14 protein-coding genes are annotated in these 16,922 nt (G+C 59.2%); 1 reads left to right on the forward strand and 13 read right to left on the reverse strand.

What is annotated here, in order from left to right; genetic code table 11:
- Window positions 1-6 precede the first annotated feature (6 nt).
- The gene (bhcR, locus tag NBG89_RS32785; protein WP_431324770.1) at window positions 7-816 is read left to right on the forward strand and encodes an HTH-type transcriptional regulator BhcR; all 810 of its coding nucleotides are present in this window, start codon (window positions 7-9) and stop codon (window positions 814-816) included.
- Between the two features lie 31 nt (window positions 817-847).
- Here bhcR and glcF read toward each other — a convergent pair whose 3' ends face one another.
- The 13 genes from glcF to NBG89_RS32850 form a co-directional block, all read right to left on the reverse strand.
- Entirely contained in the window at window positions 848-2,149 is a 1,302-nt protein-coding gene (glcF, locus tag NBG89_RS32790; protein WP_431324771.1) for a glycolate oxidase subunit GlcF, read from the reverse strand.
- Window positions 2,150-2,151: 2 nt separating this feature from the next.
- Complete coding sequence (locus NBG89_RS32795) at window positions 2,152-3,303, reverse strand: FAD-binding protein (RefSeq protein ID WP_431324772.1); 1,152 nt, start codon at window positions 3,301-3,303, stop codon at window positions 2,152-2,154.
- A complete protein-coding gene (locus NBG89_RS32800; protein ID WP_431324773.1) occupies window positions 3,300-4,754 on the reverse strand; it encodes an FAD-binding oxidoreductase in 1,455 nt (484 codons plus the stop codon). The genes NBG89_RS32795 and NBG89_RS32800 overlap by 4 nt, the downstream gene beginning before the upstream one ends.
- 61 nt (window positions 4,755-4,815) lie before the next feature.
- Window positions 4,816-5,805, reverse strand: coding sequence for a lipoyl synthase (gene lipA / locus NBG89_RS32805; RefSeq protein ID WP_431324774.1), 990 nt, complete (start codon window positions 5,803-5,805; stop codon window positions 4,816-4,818).
- A gap of 23 nt (window positions 5,806-5,828) precedes the next feature.
- Window positions 5,829-7,541, reverse strand: a complete 1,713-nt coding sequence (locus NBG89_RS32810; protein WP_431324775.1) for an acetyl/propionyl/methylcrotonyl-CoA carboxylase subunit alpha — start codon at window positions 7,539-7,541, stop codon at window positions 5,829-5,831.
- Window positions 7,538-9,130, reverse strand: coding sequence for a 5-oxoprolinase/urea amidolyase family protein (locus NBG89_RS32815; protein WP_431324776.1), 1,593 nt, complete (start codon window positions 9,128-9,130; stop codon window positions 7,538-7,540). Before NBG89_RS32815 ends, NBG89_RS32810 begins: the two co-directional genes overlap by 4 nt.
- Window positions 9,123-9,902, reverse strand: a complete 780-nt coding sequence (locus NBG89_RS32820) for a LamB/YcsF family protein (protein ID WP_431324777.1) — start codon at window positions 9,900-9,902, stop codon at window positions 9,123-9,125. Before NBG89_RS32820 ends, NBG89_RS32815 begins: the two co-directional genes overlap by 8 nt.
- 78 nt (window positions 9,903-9,980) lie before the next feature.
- Window positions 9,981-11,027: an ABC transporter permease gene (locus NBG89_RS32825; protein ID WP_431324778.1), complete on the reverse strand. Its 1,047-nt coding sequence runs from the start codon at window positions 11,025-11,027 to the stop codon at window positions 9,981-9,983.
- Window positions 11,024-12,568 carry a sugar ABC transporter ATP-binding protein gene (locus NBG89_RS32830; protein WP_431324779.1) on the reverse strand — a complete coding sequence of 515 codons (1,545 nt, stop codon included), beginning with the start codon at window positions 12,566-12,568 and terminating at the stop codon, window positions 11,024-11,026. The genes NBG89_RS32825 and NBG89_RS32830 overlap by 4 nt, the downstream gene beginning before the upstream one ends.
- Window positions 12,569-12,645: 77 nt before the next feature.
- The gene (locus NBG89_RS32835) at window positions 12,646-13,584 is read right to left on the reverse strand and encodes a substrate-binding domain-containing protein (RefSeq protein ID WP_431324780.1); all 939 of its coding nucleotides are present in this window, start codon (window positions 13,582-13,584) and stop codon (window positions 12,646-12,648) included.
- 85 nt (window positions 13,585-13,669) lie between these two features.
- Window positions 13,670-14,656: a LacI family DNA-binding transcriptional regulator gene (locus NBG89_RS32840; protein WP_431324781.1), complete on the reverse strand. Its 987-nt coding sequence runs from the start codon at window positions 14,654-14,656 to the stop codon at window positions 13,670-13,672.
- 59 nt (window positions 14,657-14,715) lie between these two features.
- On the reverse strand, window positions 14,716-15,582 hold the full coding sequence (locus tag NBG89_RS32845; RefSeq protein ID WP_431324782.1) for a sugar phosphate isomerase/epimerase family protein: 867 nt from the start codon (window positions 15,580-15,582) through the stop codon (window positions 14,716-14,718).
- Window positions 15,583-15,593: 11 nt separating this feature from the next.
- On the reverse strand, window positions 15,594-16,757 hold the full coding sequence (locus tag NBG89_RS32850) for a Gfo/Idh/MocA family protein (protein ID WP_431324783.1): 1,164 nt from the start codon (window positions 16,755-16,757) through the stop codon (window positions 15,594-15,596).
- Between the last annotated feature and the right edge of the window lie 165 nt (window positions 16,758-16,922).

Genomic DNA, 16,922 nt, shown 5'->3' on the forward strand with positions numbered 1-16,922 from the left:
TCAAACATGAAGGTTGCTGTGCGTCGACGGGGCCGCCCGAAGGGATTTAACGAGCCGCAGTCGCAGACCGTCATTCAGTCTTTGGATCGAGCGTTCGACGTCTTGGAGGCGCTTGCTTCGCCCGAAGGGCTGACGCTGTCAGAATTGGCTACCCACTTAAGCCAGTCGACAGCCACGATGCATCGTGTCCTTACGACGCTGGAGCGCCGCGACTATGTCGAGATAAGCCCGGATGGCCAAATCTGGCATATCGGACCGCAGGCCTACCGCCTCGGTGCGGCCTTCCTTCGGCGTACCAATGTGGTCGAACGGAGCCGGCCAGTCATGCGTGAATTGATGCTGGAGACTGGCGAGACCTCAAACCTCGGGATCGAGAAGAATGGAAACGTCCTCTTTGTCAGCCAGGTCGAAACACACGAGTCCATTCGTGCCTTTTTCCCGCCCGGCACGCTTTCGCCCTTGCATGCCTCTGGCATTGGCAAGGCTTTGCTTTCCTCCTACGACGAAGATCGGCTCACCGCCACCTTGAAAGGCCCAAGCCTCGAGCGCTTCACGGCCAACACCATACGGACGATCGGGCAACTGAAGGAGGAGTTGATCCTGACGCGAGAACGTGGCTATGCGTTGGATGACGAGGAACGTACAACCGGCATGCGTTGCGTCGCCGCGCCGGTGCTCAACGTGCATGGCGAAGCAGTTGCCGGTATTTCAGTGTCCGGTCCGACCCATCGGATGCCGGACAGAAAAATCGATTGGATCGGTCGGAGAGTTGCTGAAGCGGCCGACACGGTGTCAAAAAGGTTGGGCGCTTCGTAAATCGCCTAATGGCGATGAAAGTGTCGTGCCCCTATCCCCGCGCCCTGTCAAGCGCCCGAGGCTTTGGCCCGCCGGTTGCCCAATCGAGTAACTCGGCGGTATGAACAACTGGCAGGTTCGTTCCGGACCCAATCTGCATCATGCAGCCGATATTGCCGGCGCTGATGACGTCAGGGCGCACGACCTCGATCGAGGTTACCTTTTTAGATTTCAGTTGCTTCGATATTTCCGGCTGCATCAAATTATAGGTGCCGGCCGAGCCGCAGCAGATGTGCGCGTCTTTAGGCTCAAGCACCTCAAAGCCCGCACTTTTGAGCAGTTCTTTCGGCTGCGAGCGTATCTGCTGACCATGCTGCAGCGAGCACGCGGCATGGTAGGCAACGCGCAAGGGCTCTGCAAAGACGGCCTCTTGCAACCCACCAATCTCTGTCATGACTTCGGTGATGTCCTTGGCAAGGGCGGCAACGCGCGCGGCATCATCCGCCATCGGCGTGTTCAAAAACATGTGACCGTAGTCTTTCACGGTGGTGCCGCATCCGGAGGTATTGATGACGACGGCATCAATTCCAGCACCTTCGATCTCTCGAGTCAAAGCGACGATATTGGCGGCCGCCATCGCGTGGCTGTCATCGGTTCTGCCCATATGGTGAGTAAGCGCCCCACAGCAGCCGACGCCCTTTGGGATGACCACGTCACAGCCGTGGCGTGACAAAAGCCTGATGGTTGCATCATTTATATCGGTGTTGAGCGCGCGTTGGGCGCACCCGGCAAGCAGCGCGACCCTTTTGCGGCGCGGGCCCATGGCTGGAATGGTCTGGGGCCTGTCATTGGGGCTTGGTCGCGGAATGAAATCCGGCGCCATCTCCAACATGGCGCCAAGGCGGATATCCGGAACCATGCGGCGGAATGGACGCAAGAGCTTGGCACCGCGCAAGGCCCAACGAAACCGTGACGGATATGGAAGGAGTTGGGCCAGCAGCCAGCGCAACACCCGTTCATCCCACGGCCGTCGGTAATTCTCTTCGACATAGGCACGGGCGTGATCAATCAGATGCATATAATGTACGCCAGATGGGCAGGTCGTCATGCAGCTCAGACAACTCAGGCAGCGATCGATATGCTTTACCGTCTTTTCATCGGGCGTCTTGTTGTTCTCCAGCATATCCTTGATGAGATAAATTCTCCCGCGAGGGCTGTCCAGTTCGTCGCCCAGGACCTTATAGGTCGGGCACGTTGCCGTGCAAAAGCCACAATGGACGCAGGAACGGAGAATGTCGTTAGACCGGCGCATCGAAGGGTCGGCGAGTTGCGTGTCTGAGAAGTTCGTCTGCATTGCTAACTATCCATCAGCCCGGGATTGAGGATACCTGCCGGATCAAAGGTCTTGCGCAACGCGCAAGAGAGGCGGGAAACCGATTCAGATTCTCTCGGGAAAACCTTGATGCCCGATGCAGCACCTTTTCGTACCAGCCAGGCTTGTCCAGGGTGGGACACTCGTCGGATATCCTCAGACGATGCCTCGCCAGCATACCAGATCAGCCCCCCTCCCCAATCGAGCGATGCCGAACCGCCAAGCGCCTCCAAAGCAGAGGCAACCGTCGGTGCGTCCGTCGGCTTTACCAGGATGCGCCACACAGGAAGATCAGAATGAGCAAAGTGGCGAAGATCGCGCAGGTCGCGCCACAGACGCCTGCTTGCGGTCACGTCTTCGACATCGATTTCACTCTGGCGAAAAACACTCAACAAACGCTCGCGTCTATAGGCAACCTGTCGCGAAAAACCTTCGATCCGCAACCAGGCGGTACCTGATACGAAGGCCGCGCCTGACACCTCGAAAGGCGTCGAAAGAGCCGTAGCGAAGATACGACTTGCTTCGTCCAAGGAGACGTTCTTGAAGGCCAGGGTTTCCTCAGTCTCGGCAACCGGCAGAGTTTTCAGAGCGACCTCGGTCAGAACGCCGAGCGTTCCGTATGATCCGCAAAGAAGCTTGCTGACGTCCAGACCGGTCACGTTCTTCATGACCCTTCCACCATTCTTAACGATGCGGCCGCGCCCGTCGACAAAACGGACGCCCAGGAGGTGGTCGCGGCAGGCGCCGACCAAGGTTCGCCGCGGCCCCGAGATATTGCAGGCAACGACACCGCCAATCGTCGGTGAGCCAGAGGTCCCCATAAGCGTCCGATGATCCATCGGCTCGAACGCCAGCGCCTGCCCCTCGGTAGCAAGCAGCTTTTCGATTTCTTCGATTGCGGTTCCGGTGCGAACGACTAAGGTCAATGCGCCAGGCTCGTATGTGACGACGCCATTCAGGCCCCGGGTCGAGAGCCTTTGGGCGCCGCTTCCAGAATACGACGTCATCAGACGGGTGCCGCCCCCTATCACTTGCAGTGGAGTCGATGCTTCGTGACGGTCGGCGATATATTCCGCCATTTCGGTCTCACTTGACGGTGAGGCAACATCTGGCGTGAGATCAGCGGCATTGCTCATCGCTTCTTTGCCTTTTCGCGGTGGGGCTGACTTGTCTCCAGTGGGAATACCTTTGCAGGATTGAGCAACCAGGCGGGATCAAAGACGTCTTTAATCTCCATCTGAATGGCCATATCGGTCGGCGAATACTGCTTCGTCATCAGGTCGCGCTTCTCGATGCCGACGCCGTGCTCGCCGCTCAGGCAACCGCCCACGTCGACACAAAGGCGAAGGATATCGGCGCCAAATTGCTCCGCTCGCTCCAGGTCGCCGGGGGCATTCGCATTAAACAAGATCAGCGGATGCATATTGCCATCCCCGGCGTGGAAGACATTGGCAACTTCCAGGCCATACTCTTTGGAAAGTTCACCGATACGCTTAAGAGTGTAGGGAAGCTGAGACACCGGAACGGTCCCGTCCAGGCAAAGGTAGTCGCCAAGTCGGCCCATTGCGCCAAATGCGGCCTTTCGACCCTTCCATATCGCCAATGCTTCATCGGCGTTTCGACTGCTACGAAACTCAACCGGATCCAGCTCGACAGCGATCGATCGGATCGCTTCAATCTGGCTCGAGATTTCGTCTTCCGAACCCTCCACCTCGACGATCAGAAGAGCTGCGCACTGGGGGTAACCGGCCTTGGCAAACGCCTCGACCGCTCGCAGGCACACATCATCCATATACTCGATCGCGACAGGTAGCAGGCCAGAGCGAATGATGCGTGCCACGCATTCACCGGCTACTTCCGCGCTGTCGAATCCGATCAACATCGGCCGTGCGCCTTCGGGCCTGGGAACGATCTTGAGCGTCGCCTCTGTGACGATGGCAAGCTGGCCTTCCGAGCCGCACAGGAGACCAAGGAGATCGAGGCCCGACGCACCAAGCAAAGGGCCGCCGACGTCCACGATCTCGCCGCTCGTCAGGACCATTCGCAAGCCCATGAGATTGTTGGTGGTGACGCCATACTTGAGGCAATGAGCGCCGCCCGAGTTCATCGCGATGTTGCCCGCAATGGTACAGGCGAGTTGAGACGACGGGTCGGGGGCGTAAAAGAATCCGTCAGCCTCCAGTTCAGCACTCACGGCTAGGTTGGTAACGCCGGTTTGGACCCGGATGAAGCGATTTGTCGTGTCCACTTCAAGCACCTCACGCAACCGGATCGTGCTGATCACGATACAGTCGGCGGTCGGTAGAGCTCCACCTGCGAGCGAGGTCCCTGCTCCACGAGGCACGACGGGAACACGCTCGTGATGACAGATGCGCATCGCCGTGGCGACCTCTTCGGTGGTTCTTGGCAGCACAACTGCAAGCGGAGGACAGCTATAGGCCGTCAGTGCGTCGCATTCGTATGCTCGGGTTTCTTCCGGATCCCAAATTACAGTGCCCTGCGGAAGAGCCGTCTCCAGACTGGCAATGATCTGAGACGAGCGGGCCAATATCCGAGCATCGGGAATGGGCATTGTAATCGTTGACATCTGGTTTGCTTCTCCGGTCCTTGCCGGACCTCGTTGCATGGCTCGATCGGTGGCTCGCGTGTCAGCGGTCTTTTGCAAGACCTTCGGATCGCTGAAGCAGGTTTCTTGAACGCGCCAGTTTCAGCTTGGCGAAGTCGTCGCCGGCATGGTGCGACGAACGGGTCAGCGGGCTCGAAGCCACCATCAGGAAGCCTTTGGTGTAGGCTACCGTTTCGTAGGACTTGAACTCGTCCGGGGTGACGAAGCTCATCACCGCGTGGTGCTTGCGGGTCGGCTGCAGGTACTGGCCGATCGTCAGGAAGTCGACGTCGGCGGTTCGCAGGTCGTCCATCAGCTGCAACACTTCGTTTCGTTCTTCGCCGAGGCCGACCATGATGCCCGATTTGGTGAACATGGTAGGGTCCATTTCCTTCACCCGCTGCAGCAGGCGGATGGAGTGGAAATAGCGAGCGCCGGGGCGAACCGTCAGGTAGTTGCCTGCGACTGTCTCCATATTGTGATTGAAGACGTCGGGCTTGGCGGCAACGACGCGCTCCAGGGCACCCGGCTTCTTTAGGAAGTCAGGCGTCAGGATCTCGATGGTGGTCGTCGGCGATGCTGCGCGGATCGCCCAGATCACCTTCTCGAAATGTTCGGCACCACCGTCTTCCAGATCGTCACGGTCGACTGATGTAATGACTACGTGGCTGAGGCCCATCTGCTTGACGGCCTTGGCGACGTTCTCGGGCTCCGCCATATCGAGCGCGTTCGGCTTGCCGGTCGCAACATTGCAGAAGGCGCAGGCGCGGGTACAGATCTCGCCCATGATCATGAAGGTCGCGTGCTTCTTGTCCCAGCACTCGCCGATGTTGGGGCAGCCCGCTTCCTCGCAGACGGTGACGAGCTTGTGCTCCTTCACGATCGAGCGCGTCTCCGCGTATCCCTTGGAGGTCGGCGCCTTGACGCGGATCCAATCCGGCTTGCGCATGACTTCCGTGTCCGGGCGATGCGCCTTTTCCGGATGCCGCACACGCTTGGCGTCAGAGCCGGCAATGTCGAAAACAGTAACCATTGAGACCCGCTTTCCCGGCAAGGCTAGTCGATTGAGGCAAGCTCGGCCCCGAGGCCAACAACTGTCCCCTTGGAAGCCTTGATGCTAATGCGGCCCGCCTTCGGGGCAGCAATGCGCGTTTCCATTTTCATTGCTTCGATGATTGCGACAGCATCACCCTCGCCCACTTGCGCGCCATCATCGACCAGCCACTTCTGAAGGGTTCCGGGCACCGGCGCGACGATTGCCCCCTCTCCTGCCGCCGACATCGGAGCCGTCGGCGTCTCGGGTGAGATCGCGAGGCCGGAAAACAGCGCAGCCGGTATTACCAGGGAGTGTCGCTTCCCGTCGATCTCGACGAAGCTGCGAATGACACCCGTTTCGACAAAGTCGACGCGCTGAGAAGGCTCAATCCCACGGAACTGTGTCTCGATCCAATTGGTGAAGACCTTGAATCCGTCCTCGGCGGTAAAGTCGCGTTCTTCCAGGACCGCGCGATGAAAGGGCAGAACTGAGGCGACGCCCTCGATGCGAAACTCCAAAAGCGCACGCCTGGCGCGCCTTAGCGCCTCTTCCCGGCTGTTGCCGGTGACGATTAGTTTTGCCATCATCGAGTCGTAGAGACCTGGGATTTCCGAGCCCGTTTCGACGCCAGTATCGAGGCGAATGCCAGGACCAGTAGGTGCCCTGAAACGTGTAATCAGCCCGGGTGTCGGCAGAAAGCCGCGGCCAGGATCCTCGGCATTGATGCGGAATTCGAATGCGTGGCCACGTGGCTCCGGCGTGTCCCTGATCGACAGTGGCAGGCCATCGGCGATGCGAAGTTGTTCAACAACAATGTCGACACCAGTCGTTTCTTCCGTGACTGGGTGCTCGACCTGCAGCCGGGTATTGACCTCAAGGAACGAGATGACACCGTCCTGGGACAACAGGAACTCGACGGTCCCCGCGCCAGTATAGCCGGCTTCAACGCATATTGCGCGGGCGGCGTCGTGTATTCGCCTTCGTTGGTCATCGGTGATGAACGGTGCCGGCGCCTCCTCGACAAGCTTTTGATTGCGTCGTTGCAAGGAGCAGTCACGTGTGCCCAGCACCACGGTGTTGCCATGGGCATCGGCGATGATCTGCGCCTCGATATGACGCGGCTTGTCCAGAAACTGTTCTGCATAGCACTCGCCTCGTCCGAATGCTTCCGTTGCCTCGCGAACAGCCGAATCGAAGAATTCGCCGACCTCTTCTAAGTGCCTCGCGACCTTCATGCCGCGCCCGCCCCCGCCAAATGCGGCCTTGATGGCGATTGGCATTCCGACCTGCTTTGCGAATGCTACAGCATCCGCGGCCGATGCCAGCGGGCCGTCTGACCCCCTGACAAGAGGCGCGCCAACTTTCGCTGCGATGCGGCGCGCCTCAACCTTGTCTCCAAGGGCCGTGATGACGTCGGGCTTCGGCCCAATCCAGATAAGACCGGCATCGATAACAGCTTGAGCGAACTCCGCGCGCTCGGACAAAAAGCCGTATCCGGGATGAATGGCATCTGCCTTGGCTCTCAAGGCGATGTCCAGGATCTTCTGGATATTGAGATAGGTTTCGCCTGGTCGACCCGCGCCGAGCCCGAAGGCTTCATCGGCGGCCTCGACATGAAGTGAATTGGCGTCGGCATCGGAATAGATTGCCACCGACTTGACGCCATAGTCGCGCGCTGCTCGAGCAACACGGATGGCAATCTCGCCGCGATTTGCGATAAGAATCTTTTTCATTGGTCGATGTTCCTGACAACCGGATCGAATAGCTTGAATCTGATGCGCGCGCCGATCGGAACTTGGCCAGCAAGATCGAGATGATGGCGAGCAACCACTGCGATAACCGGGTAGCCTCCAGTCAGCGGATGGTCGGCTAGGAAGAGGACGGGCTGGCCGCTATGCGGCACCTGGATTGCGCCGAGCGATGTACCCTCCGACTGTAGTTCGGCCCCGTCCCGCCTCTCGATCGCGTCCGGCCCGGAAAGACGAACGCCGACGCGGCTGGATTCTGGCGTTACCAGCCACTCTTGCGACAGCAGCGTGTCGAGACCTTGGCGCGTGAACCAATCGGTACGTGGGCCGAGCACCACATCGAGGGTCACGACATCCGCACCAGCCGGCAGACGCCCCGCTGCGGCCCCCGTGGCCGGGACAGCCGCTGCTTGCCGGTTGGCCGAAACGAGTATGTCCCCCTCAACGATTGGAGGAGGACCGACCTTGGCAAGCGTGTCGGTGGACACGGAGCCAAGCACCGGTTCGACCGCAAACCCGCCACGGATCGCCAAATAGCTGCGCGTTCCTTCTTTTGGAAAACCGAGTTCCAGTTCGTCGCCTTCATCGAGGGCGAAAGCCGTGCCGAATGGCGCCTGTATTTGCTTTCCGTTGGGCGACCGGATCGTAAGCGGGCAGGTTGCGCCGGTAACGGCGACGGTTACACGATGATCGGTCCTAAGAGTGAAACACCCGAATGCGACTTCTATCGCTCCTTCGTTCCAAGCATTTCCAACTGCAAGATTGGCATCCTGCAAGCTCCTGCGATCCATGGCTCCAGACGCTGAGACGCCCTGGTCCGCAGCGCCGCCTCTACCGAGGTCCTGAAAAAGGGCCGGACGATCGGTTCGCACGACTTGGAGACCGTGTGCTGCTGCCCGTTTCGAAGATTTCGCCGCTGGTGGCCTTCCGCTCGCGATCGCCACCGGCGACTTTGCCATGTCGACGAAGCGCACCCGGTCACCTGGCGCCAGCAGAGCCGCGCGGGGACGCGTCGTGTCCCAGACTGCCAAAGGCGTGCGACCCAATAGTTGCCACCCGCCTGGGCTATCTGAAGGGTAGATGCCGCCGAACTTGCCTGCGAGGGCAACGGAACCCGCTGGGATCCTCACTCTCGGTGTCGTGCGGCGAGGGACGTCAAAGCCGACATCGTCGCATGTCATATAGGCAAAGCCCGGCGCAAACCCGGTGAAGGCGACGGTGAAGGTTGCTTGCGAATGTCGCCTGATCACCTCGTCGATGGTCCATCCGAGTATTTCGGCGACATCTTTCAGATCCTCGCCGTCGTAGGTCATCGGGATATCGAAGGTTTGGCCCTTGCGCACCGTGTCGGTAGACAGATCAATACGCGCAATCGCCGCCGCCAAACGCTGAGGGTTCGTCGTCAGCGGATCGAACTGGACCATCAACGTGCGGGCAGCCGGTATGAGTTCTCGAACCCCGTCCGGCCGATCGGCCAAAAGCGCGTCAAGCAAGGTCAGCGTCTTTTCGAGGCTCTCCAGCTCAACGAGAAAGGCGTCGTCGCCCGACGGCAGAAAGCGCAAGGTCTCACTCATCTCGGCTTATCCCATGGGTGAAGGACCGCAGCTCAACGTGGCTTGCAGACAGTGCGGCCCGGACCGAGCGCGCCAGCGCGACGGCATCCGGGCTGTCTCCATGTATGCAGATCGACTGTGCCTCGATAGCGATGTCGGTTCCATCGACGGCGGTAATGCGTCCCTCGTGAACCAAACGCAGCATGCGCTCGCACACCGCATCGCTGTCGTGAATGACTGCACCGGGCAGCCTGCGGCTGACGAGACTTCCGTCTCGATTGTAGGCGCGATCGGCAAATGCCTCGCAAACCACAGTCAGTCCGGCCGCGCGGGCCTGCTCGACCAGCGGCGTGCCCGCAAGCGCCACCAGGATCAGTGAAGGATCGATCGCAAGTATCGCCGAAATGACATCGGATGCCTGGCGGCTGTCATGGGCGATCGTATTGTACAAGGCGCCATGCGGCTTGACATGGCGAACCGCAGTACCAGCGGCCTTCGCGAGACCCTGCAAGGCGCCAATCTGGTAGATCGTATCGCCAATGAGCTCGGCGCTTGAAGGGTCCATGTTGCGGCGGCCGAACCCGACGAGGTCTCTGTATCCGACGTGTGCCCCAACCGCGACGTTGCGCTCGGCTGCCTTGCGCAAGACACTGAGGATACCAGCCGGATCACCCGCATGAAAGCCGCAGGCGATATTGGCGCTGGTGACGATCTCTAAAATCGAGGCGTCGTCGCCCATGGCCCAAGGGCCAAAGCTTTCTCCGAGATCACTGTTGAGGTCGATGCTTGCCATTCTGTCGCCTGCCAGTTCACGTTCATGGGACGGACTGCTGAGTGTAATTCATCCCTCAGCATTCTTGCTTGGAAAATCTCAACCCCGCGCCTGTCTTGATCGTCTGTATTGATCGATGACGACGGCGAGGACGATGATGGCTCCCTTTATGATCTCCTGGTAATAGGAGCCGATCTTCAGGAAGGTGAATCCGGATGTGATGACGCCGAGGATGATGGTGCCGATCAGGGTGCCGGTTATGCGGCCGGAGCCGCCGGCCAGGGAGGTTCCACCGATGACCGCGGCGGCGATGGCGTCGAGCTCATAGGCGGTGCCCATGGTGGGCTGCGCGGAGGCGGCGCGTGCTGCGGTGACGACACCGGCGAGGCCGGAAAGGACACCTGCGACGACATAGACCTTGATGAGATGCGAGCCGATGTCGATGCCGGAGACGCGGGCGGCCTGGGGGTTTGATCCGATCGCATAGGTATACTTGCCATAACGGGTGTAGCCCAAGGCGATATGGGACAGGATCGCGACGGCAAGAAAGATCAGCACCGGCAAGGGCACCGGAAAGCCAAGGATGAGGTAGCTCTTGCCAAGCCAGGTGAATTGCGGCGTCAGCAGCCCGATCGGCTGGCCAAGCGTATACCACTTGGCAGCACCTCGGGCACAGACCATCATGCCGAGCGTTGCGATGAACGGCGGAATGCCGGTCTTGGCAATCAAGACACCGCTGATCCAGCCGGTGACCAGGCCGACGAGAAGCCCTGCCATGATCGGCCAGAGCGGGAAAAGGTCGGTCAGCGCCGGATAGAGCGCCCGCACATCCGTCGAACTTTGAGCCAGGGAGGCGGCGACCATCGCCGACAGGCCGACCACCGAGCCGGATGCCAGATCGATACCGCCGGTGATGATGACATGCGTCACACCGACGGCCAGGATGCCCGTCACCGACACCTGAAGGATGATGATCGACAGGCGCTGCTCGTTGCCGAGGAACGACGTGCCAACAAAAACCCATCCAAGGACTTCGAAGATCAGAGCGATGCCGACAAGCACAACGGCCATCGACATCTCGCTCTTGAACCTGCGCTTCAAAACTCGCTTTTCCGCCACAACCGCGGCTCCAGAGGACGACGTCATTGTGCCGCGAGCTCCATGATCTTGACCTGATCGGCCTCCGCCCGGTCGAGGATACCGGCCAGTCGCCCCTGGCGCACCGTTACGATCCGATCGCTCATTCCGAGGATCTCGGGAAGCTCGGAAGAGATCATGATGACGGCAACACCTTCGGCCGCAAGCGTGGAAATCATGCGATGGATTTCCGCCTTGGCGCCGACGTCAATTCCGCGCGTCGGCTCATCGAGAATGAGCACGCGCGGTTTCGTCAGCAGCCAACGCCCGATCAGCACCTTCTGCTGGTTGCCGCCAGAAAGATTGAGGATCTTTTCGTTCATACTGGGGGTCTTGACGCGCAAGGACTTTGTCATCTCCTCGCATTCTTCGGAAAGGCGCTTCTGCTGCACGAAGCCGTTCTTCACGTAACCGCCGTGAAGGGCTGCCAACTGCATGTTTTGCTGGATGTCGAGGAGCAGGAAACAGCCTGACTCCTTACGGTCCTCCGTCAGGAACGCCATTCCGTTTTCCATGGCGATACTTGGCGAACTGACCTTGATCTCCTTTCCGTCGATCGCAATCGTTCCCGAGGTGGCCGGGGTGACGCCGAAGATCGTCTCGGCAATGTTGGAACGACCCGCCCCTACGAGGCCCGCGATCCCCAATATTTCCCCGGAACGCAGATCAAACGAGACGTCTTCAAACACACCCTTCAAGCCGAGATTCCGGACGCTGAGCACGACGTCGCCAATCTTTGACTCGACCTTCGGAAACATCTGGGAGATTTCTCGCCCAACCATCATTCGGATAACCTCATCACGGGTCAGTTCCTTCGACGGTTTGGTAGCGATGTGCTTGCCATCGCGGAAAATGGACACTTCGTCCGCGATTTCAAAGAGCTCGTTCATTTTGTGCGTGATGTAGATGATCCCTTTCCCTTGCTCTCTCAGCGTCCTGATGATCCGGAAAAGGTGTTCGACCTCACGTTCGGTCAGAGCGGACGTCGGTTCGTCCATGATGAGCACGTCCGACTGGTATGAGACAGCCTTCGCAATCTCGACCATCTGGCGGCTGGCGACAGTAAGCTGCCCGACCATCTCGTCGGGATCGAGATCGATACCGAGTTCCTTGAAGAGCTTATAGGTCCGGGTGCGCAGTTCCTGGTGGTCGACCAGGCCGAGCCGGTTCTTCGGCTCGCGACGAATCCAGATATTTTCCGCGATCGTCATGTGATTCATCAAGTTGAGTTCCTGATGGATCATTGCAATGCCATTGTCGAGCGCATCCAGAGGGCTGCGAAGTTTGATCGGAAGCGTGTTTAGATAAAATTCGCCCCCGTCGGGTGTGTAGATCCCCGCGATGATTTTCATCAGTGTGGACTTGCCGGCGCCATTTTCGCCCATCAAGGCGTGTACGGTCCCGCGCCGCAATCGAAACGACACGTTGTCGAGCGCTACGTTCCCGGCGAACTCCTTACGGACATTTTCCACCTCCAGGAGGTATTCGACTTTCGGAATTGCCCCACTCTCTCGTACGGCCTTGATAGTTGAGGGAGAGATTGTTTCCATTTGGCAAGCCTTTCCATGACCGATCTTCTACGCCCGACAGGGGAGCACTTGCGGCGCCCCTGTCGGTTGGTCTGCGACTAGTTCTTCGCGAGGTACTTTTCGACGTTGGCCGGGTTGACCAGTTCGTAGGGGATCCACAGCGGCGACTCGACCTTCTCGCCCTTGGCAAGCTTCATGGCGACCGTGACGGAGCCGGCTCCCTGGCCGATGGCATCCTGGAAGACAGTGACCTGGAGGTCGCCATTTTGCATGTAGTGCATGGCTTCCTTGGTCGCATCGACGCCGGCGATGACGACATCCTTGGCATCAATGCCTGCTGCCTTCACGGAGTTGATCGCGCCAATCGCCATCTCGTCGTTGTTGGAGATGATCGCAGCGGGCTTGTAACCAGCTGTAATCCAGTTCGTTACCAGATCCTGAGCCTTGACCGGATCCCAGTTTGCGGATTGTTCGTCGATGATTTTCATGAAATTGCACTCGGACGTCGCGGCCACCTCGTGGACCGCCTGGCTGCGCAAGACCGCCGTTTCATTCGCCAGAACGCCCTGGATGATCAAGATCCCGGCATCATCGGTCTTTCCGCGTTCCTTGAGGACACGGCAGACCTCCTGCGCCTCCAGCGTGCCCGCCACCTTTTCGTCCGAACCGACAAATGCTGCCTTGGGACCGAGTTCGTGCACATCGCTCGGCGTGTTGTTGACGTATACCAGCGGAATGCCTGCGTCCGCGGCCATCTTCGTCATCGTCGGCGTCGCCGACGTTTCCACCGTGTTGACGATGATTGCGTCAACCTTTGCGGCGATGAAATTCTGGACCTGGGACAGTTGCTTGTTGACGTCGCCCTCAGCGAATTCGATCTGGAGTGGCTGTTTCACCTTGGCAGCTTCGTCCTTCATACCTTGAACAAGTACCGCGAGGTTGGAGTCGCTATGCGAGATGGATACACCGATGTCGCCGGCAAAGGCGGTGGAAGCCAGAAGTGTGATTGCCGCAGTCCAAACAGTCATTCGCTTCATTTTCATTCCCCTTGCTTTAGTCGGGTGTCCGGTAGCACCCACCAATGATCCGGAACGTCCTCGTCCGCTTGAGGACGCCTCTGGTTCAAGCCGATTGCCGAACCTTGAGCTCAAATGGCAAAATGATGCTGCGATCGTGCTGTTGGTCCGCCCTTGGGGTTTCGAGCAATTCGGCGATCGCGGGTCCAAAGTCGAGTGCTGGAACCTTCACCGTTGTCAGCCACGGCGCCAGCCATTCATTGAGGCGGTTGTCATCAAAACCGAAAATGACCAGATCATCGGGGACGCGAAGGTTACGCTCGATGGCTGCACGGTAAAAACCGTATGCGATCATGTCGTTGGCGCAGAACACGCTATACTTTTGTCGCGCACCGTCGAGTAAACGACAGGCGTGCTCGTATCCCGCCTGCATCGTGTAAGCGCTTTCGAATTGCATGACGGATGTCGTGTCGCCGATTCCGGAAAGAAATCCATCCAGTCTCGCGGTGCTCCCGGAGTAGTGGCGTGGTCCGTGGATGGCGACGCAATTCCTGTACCCGCGCTCGACGAAATAGCGCCCGACCGCCAGCCCTGCCTGAAAGTTGTCGATCCCGACATAGGGTGCATTCATCCCCTTGGCCGGACGTCGATTGACAAAGATCAAGTTGCCCTGCTGGGCGACCAATTCCCTCAGTTTCGGCGTGTCGATTGCACCTTGGAGGACAATCGCCCTTGCACGAAGGCCTTGCGCATCAGCCAGCAGTCGGTCTTGTTGGGCCGCGTTTTCACCTGTGTTGGCAAGCACCATGGAAAGGCCGACCCCTTTGAGGGCGCTCTCCACAGACACCGCAATGTCAGCCGTAAAATGGTTTGTCGCATCGGGTACCAGCATGACGACAACACGGCTTTGGGCCAGCCGAAGCGATCGGCCGATCTCGGATGGTGTGTAGCCGAGCACCTTGGCGGCATGACGCACGCTTTCCAGCGTACGAGGCGAAATGGCGTCGGCCTTCCCGGAAAAATAACGTGATACGGTCGCTGTCGAGACACCCGACAGTCTTGCCACGTCACGGATCGTAGGAGGTTTGGTCATTTCGCCTCATTCTTGAAAATGCGTGCGGTGTTAACGATTACATAGCGTTGTTTGTGTCGCTATAGTTTAGCGGCGTTGGCCTTTGCATTGGCTGCATCGACGAGCGGCTTGAGGTATTCCAGGGAGACGCGGGCGACCCAGTCGGGCTCGATGCCACGCTTGTGGAAGCCGCATTCCATCGACAGGTAGCCATCGAAGCCGGTCTGCGCCAGCGCCTCGATGAGCGCCGGGAAGTCACCCCTGCCCATGCCGGGTGGCAAGCGATCATTGTCGGAGGCATGGATATGGACGAGGTCCTTGCCCATGGCATAGACGTAGTCGCTCATCACCTCTTTTTCGGTGATGACGTGATGGCTGTCGAACATCAGCCGAACGTTGGGCTCGCCGACGTCCTTCATCATGTCGATGGTGTTGTCGCAGGTATTGACGATATTGCTGTCTTCCGGGGTCGGCTCGATCACGATCTCGACGCCGAAGTCCTGAGCAAAGCGCGCAATCTCGCCGATGGCCTGCTTGGCCCAATCCCATGCCTGGCGGTAGGTTGTGCCGAAGATATACCAGCCAGGCAGGCAGATCAGCCGCTTGCCGCCCCAGTCGGCGGTCAGCTTCACCATGTCCTTGTAGTGGTCGATCGCCCAGCGACGCTCTTCCGGGATCGGCGAGGCAACGTTGTTGCCAGGCCCGCCGCCGTGGGCTGGCAGCATTGCCGCCAGCTCCAGGCCATAATCCTTGAGCATCTTGCCGATGTCCTGGCGGCGCTGCGCACTCAGCGTCGGCGGGAAGACATGCGGACTGGCCGCACCGATCTCGATCGCGTCATAACCGATCTTCTTGACGCGCTTGATGGTTTCTTCGAGCGTGTAGGCCGGCAACCACGTCGGGTTGCTTGCATACGGCCAGGTGTGCATTGCAAGCTTGATTGTCATCGAACGTCTCCTCAGCCAGCCGTCTGCTTGATGGTTTCCCAGGCACCGGTCTCACCCGAGACGAGAATGGCTTCGGCAATGCGTTCGATCTGCACCCCGTCCTTGAAGTCCGGCGAAGCCGGCTTGTTTTCGGCAATGGCCTTGAGGAAGTTGTACCATTCGATCGACTTGATATCGATGTAGCCCTGCCCCATGCCGGCCACTGGCCACAGCTTGTCGCCAAAGGGCTGGTTCGGCCCGGAATAGATCGTACGGAAGCCGAACGCGTCGGCCGGATCGTTGGCAAACGCGACGCGCAGCTCGTTGAGACGCTGGTAGTCGAAAGCGATGGAGCCGCGGGTGCCGTGGATCTCAAAGCCCAGCTGATTGTGATGGCCCCAGGAGTTGCGGGTCACCTCGATGGTGCCGTGAGCGCCGTTCGAGAACTTGATCATCGTCAGCGCGGTATCGTCGACGTCGACCTTGCCCTTCTCCGTGGACGCAGCCCCGCTCGGACCAAAGAAGCGGCCCGCCGGCAGCGGCCGCTCCGGGATGAAGGTCTTGACGATTGCGTTGACCTGCTCGAACTCACCGACCAGAAGGCGCGCGGCATCGATCACGTGCGTTCCGATATCACCAAGCGTACCCGAACCCGCCAGAGCCTTGTTGAAGCGCCAGGAGAGCGGCTTTTCCGGGTCAGCGCCCCAATCCTGCAGATAGTAGCCACGGAACGTCAGGATGTCGCCAATGCGTCCCTCTTCGATCAGCTTCTTGGCCATCTGCAGGGCCGGCGTATGGCGGTAGTTGTACGATACCATCGTCACCACGCCGGTTTCGTTGGCCGCCGCCAGCATTTCTTCAGCCTCGGCAACCGTCATCGACATCGGCTTTTCACACATGATGTGCTTGCCGGCCTTGGCCGCCGCGATGGCGATCTGCGCATGCGTGCTGTTGGGCGTGCAGATGTCGACGATGTCGATGTCGGGACGCGAAACGACCTCGCGCCAGTCGGTTGCGTATTCCGTAAATCCATACTGTTTGGCAGCGTTCTGTGCCAACTCCTCGTCGATATCGACGACCACCTTGCGTTCAATCTCGACGGGCGAGCCGAACAGGATCGGCACAACCGCCGTCGCGATCGAATGGGCCTTGCCCATAAAGCCTGTTCCAATCAGCGCAACGTTCAACTTCTTCACCGCAAAAGCCTCCATTTGGCCGGAAATCCAATCCCGCACCTGCTACACCGGACCAAACCTGCGCATGGCCCGTCAAAAAACTGTAATGTTAACGTATACAACACGAGGATTTTCCCAATGTCAACGATTACATTGGAATTGTGCACCGGCTAGTGGCTGTGTCGC

Source organism: Rhizobium sp. YTU87027, from assembly GCF_050644135.1.
Classification (GTDB): domain Bacteria; phylum Pseudomonadota; class Alphaproteobacteria; order Rhizobiales; family Rhizobiaceae; genus Rhizobium.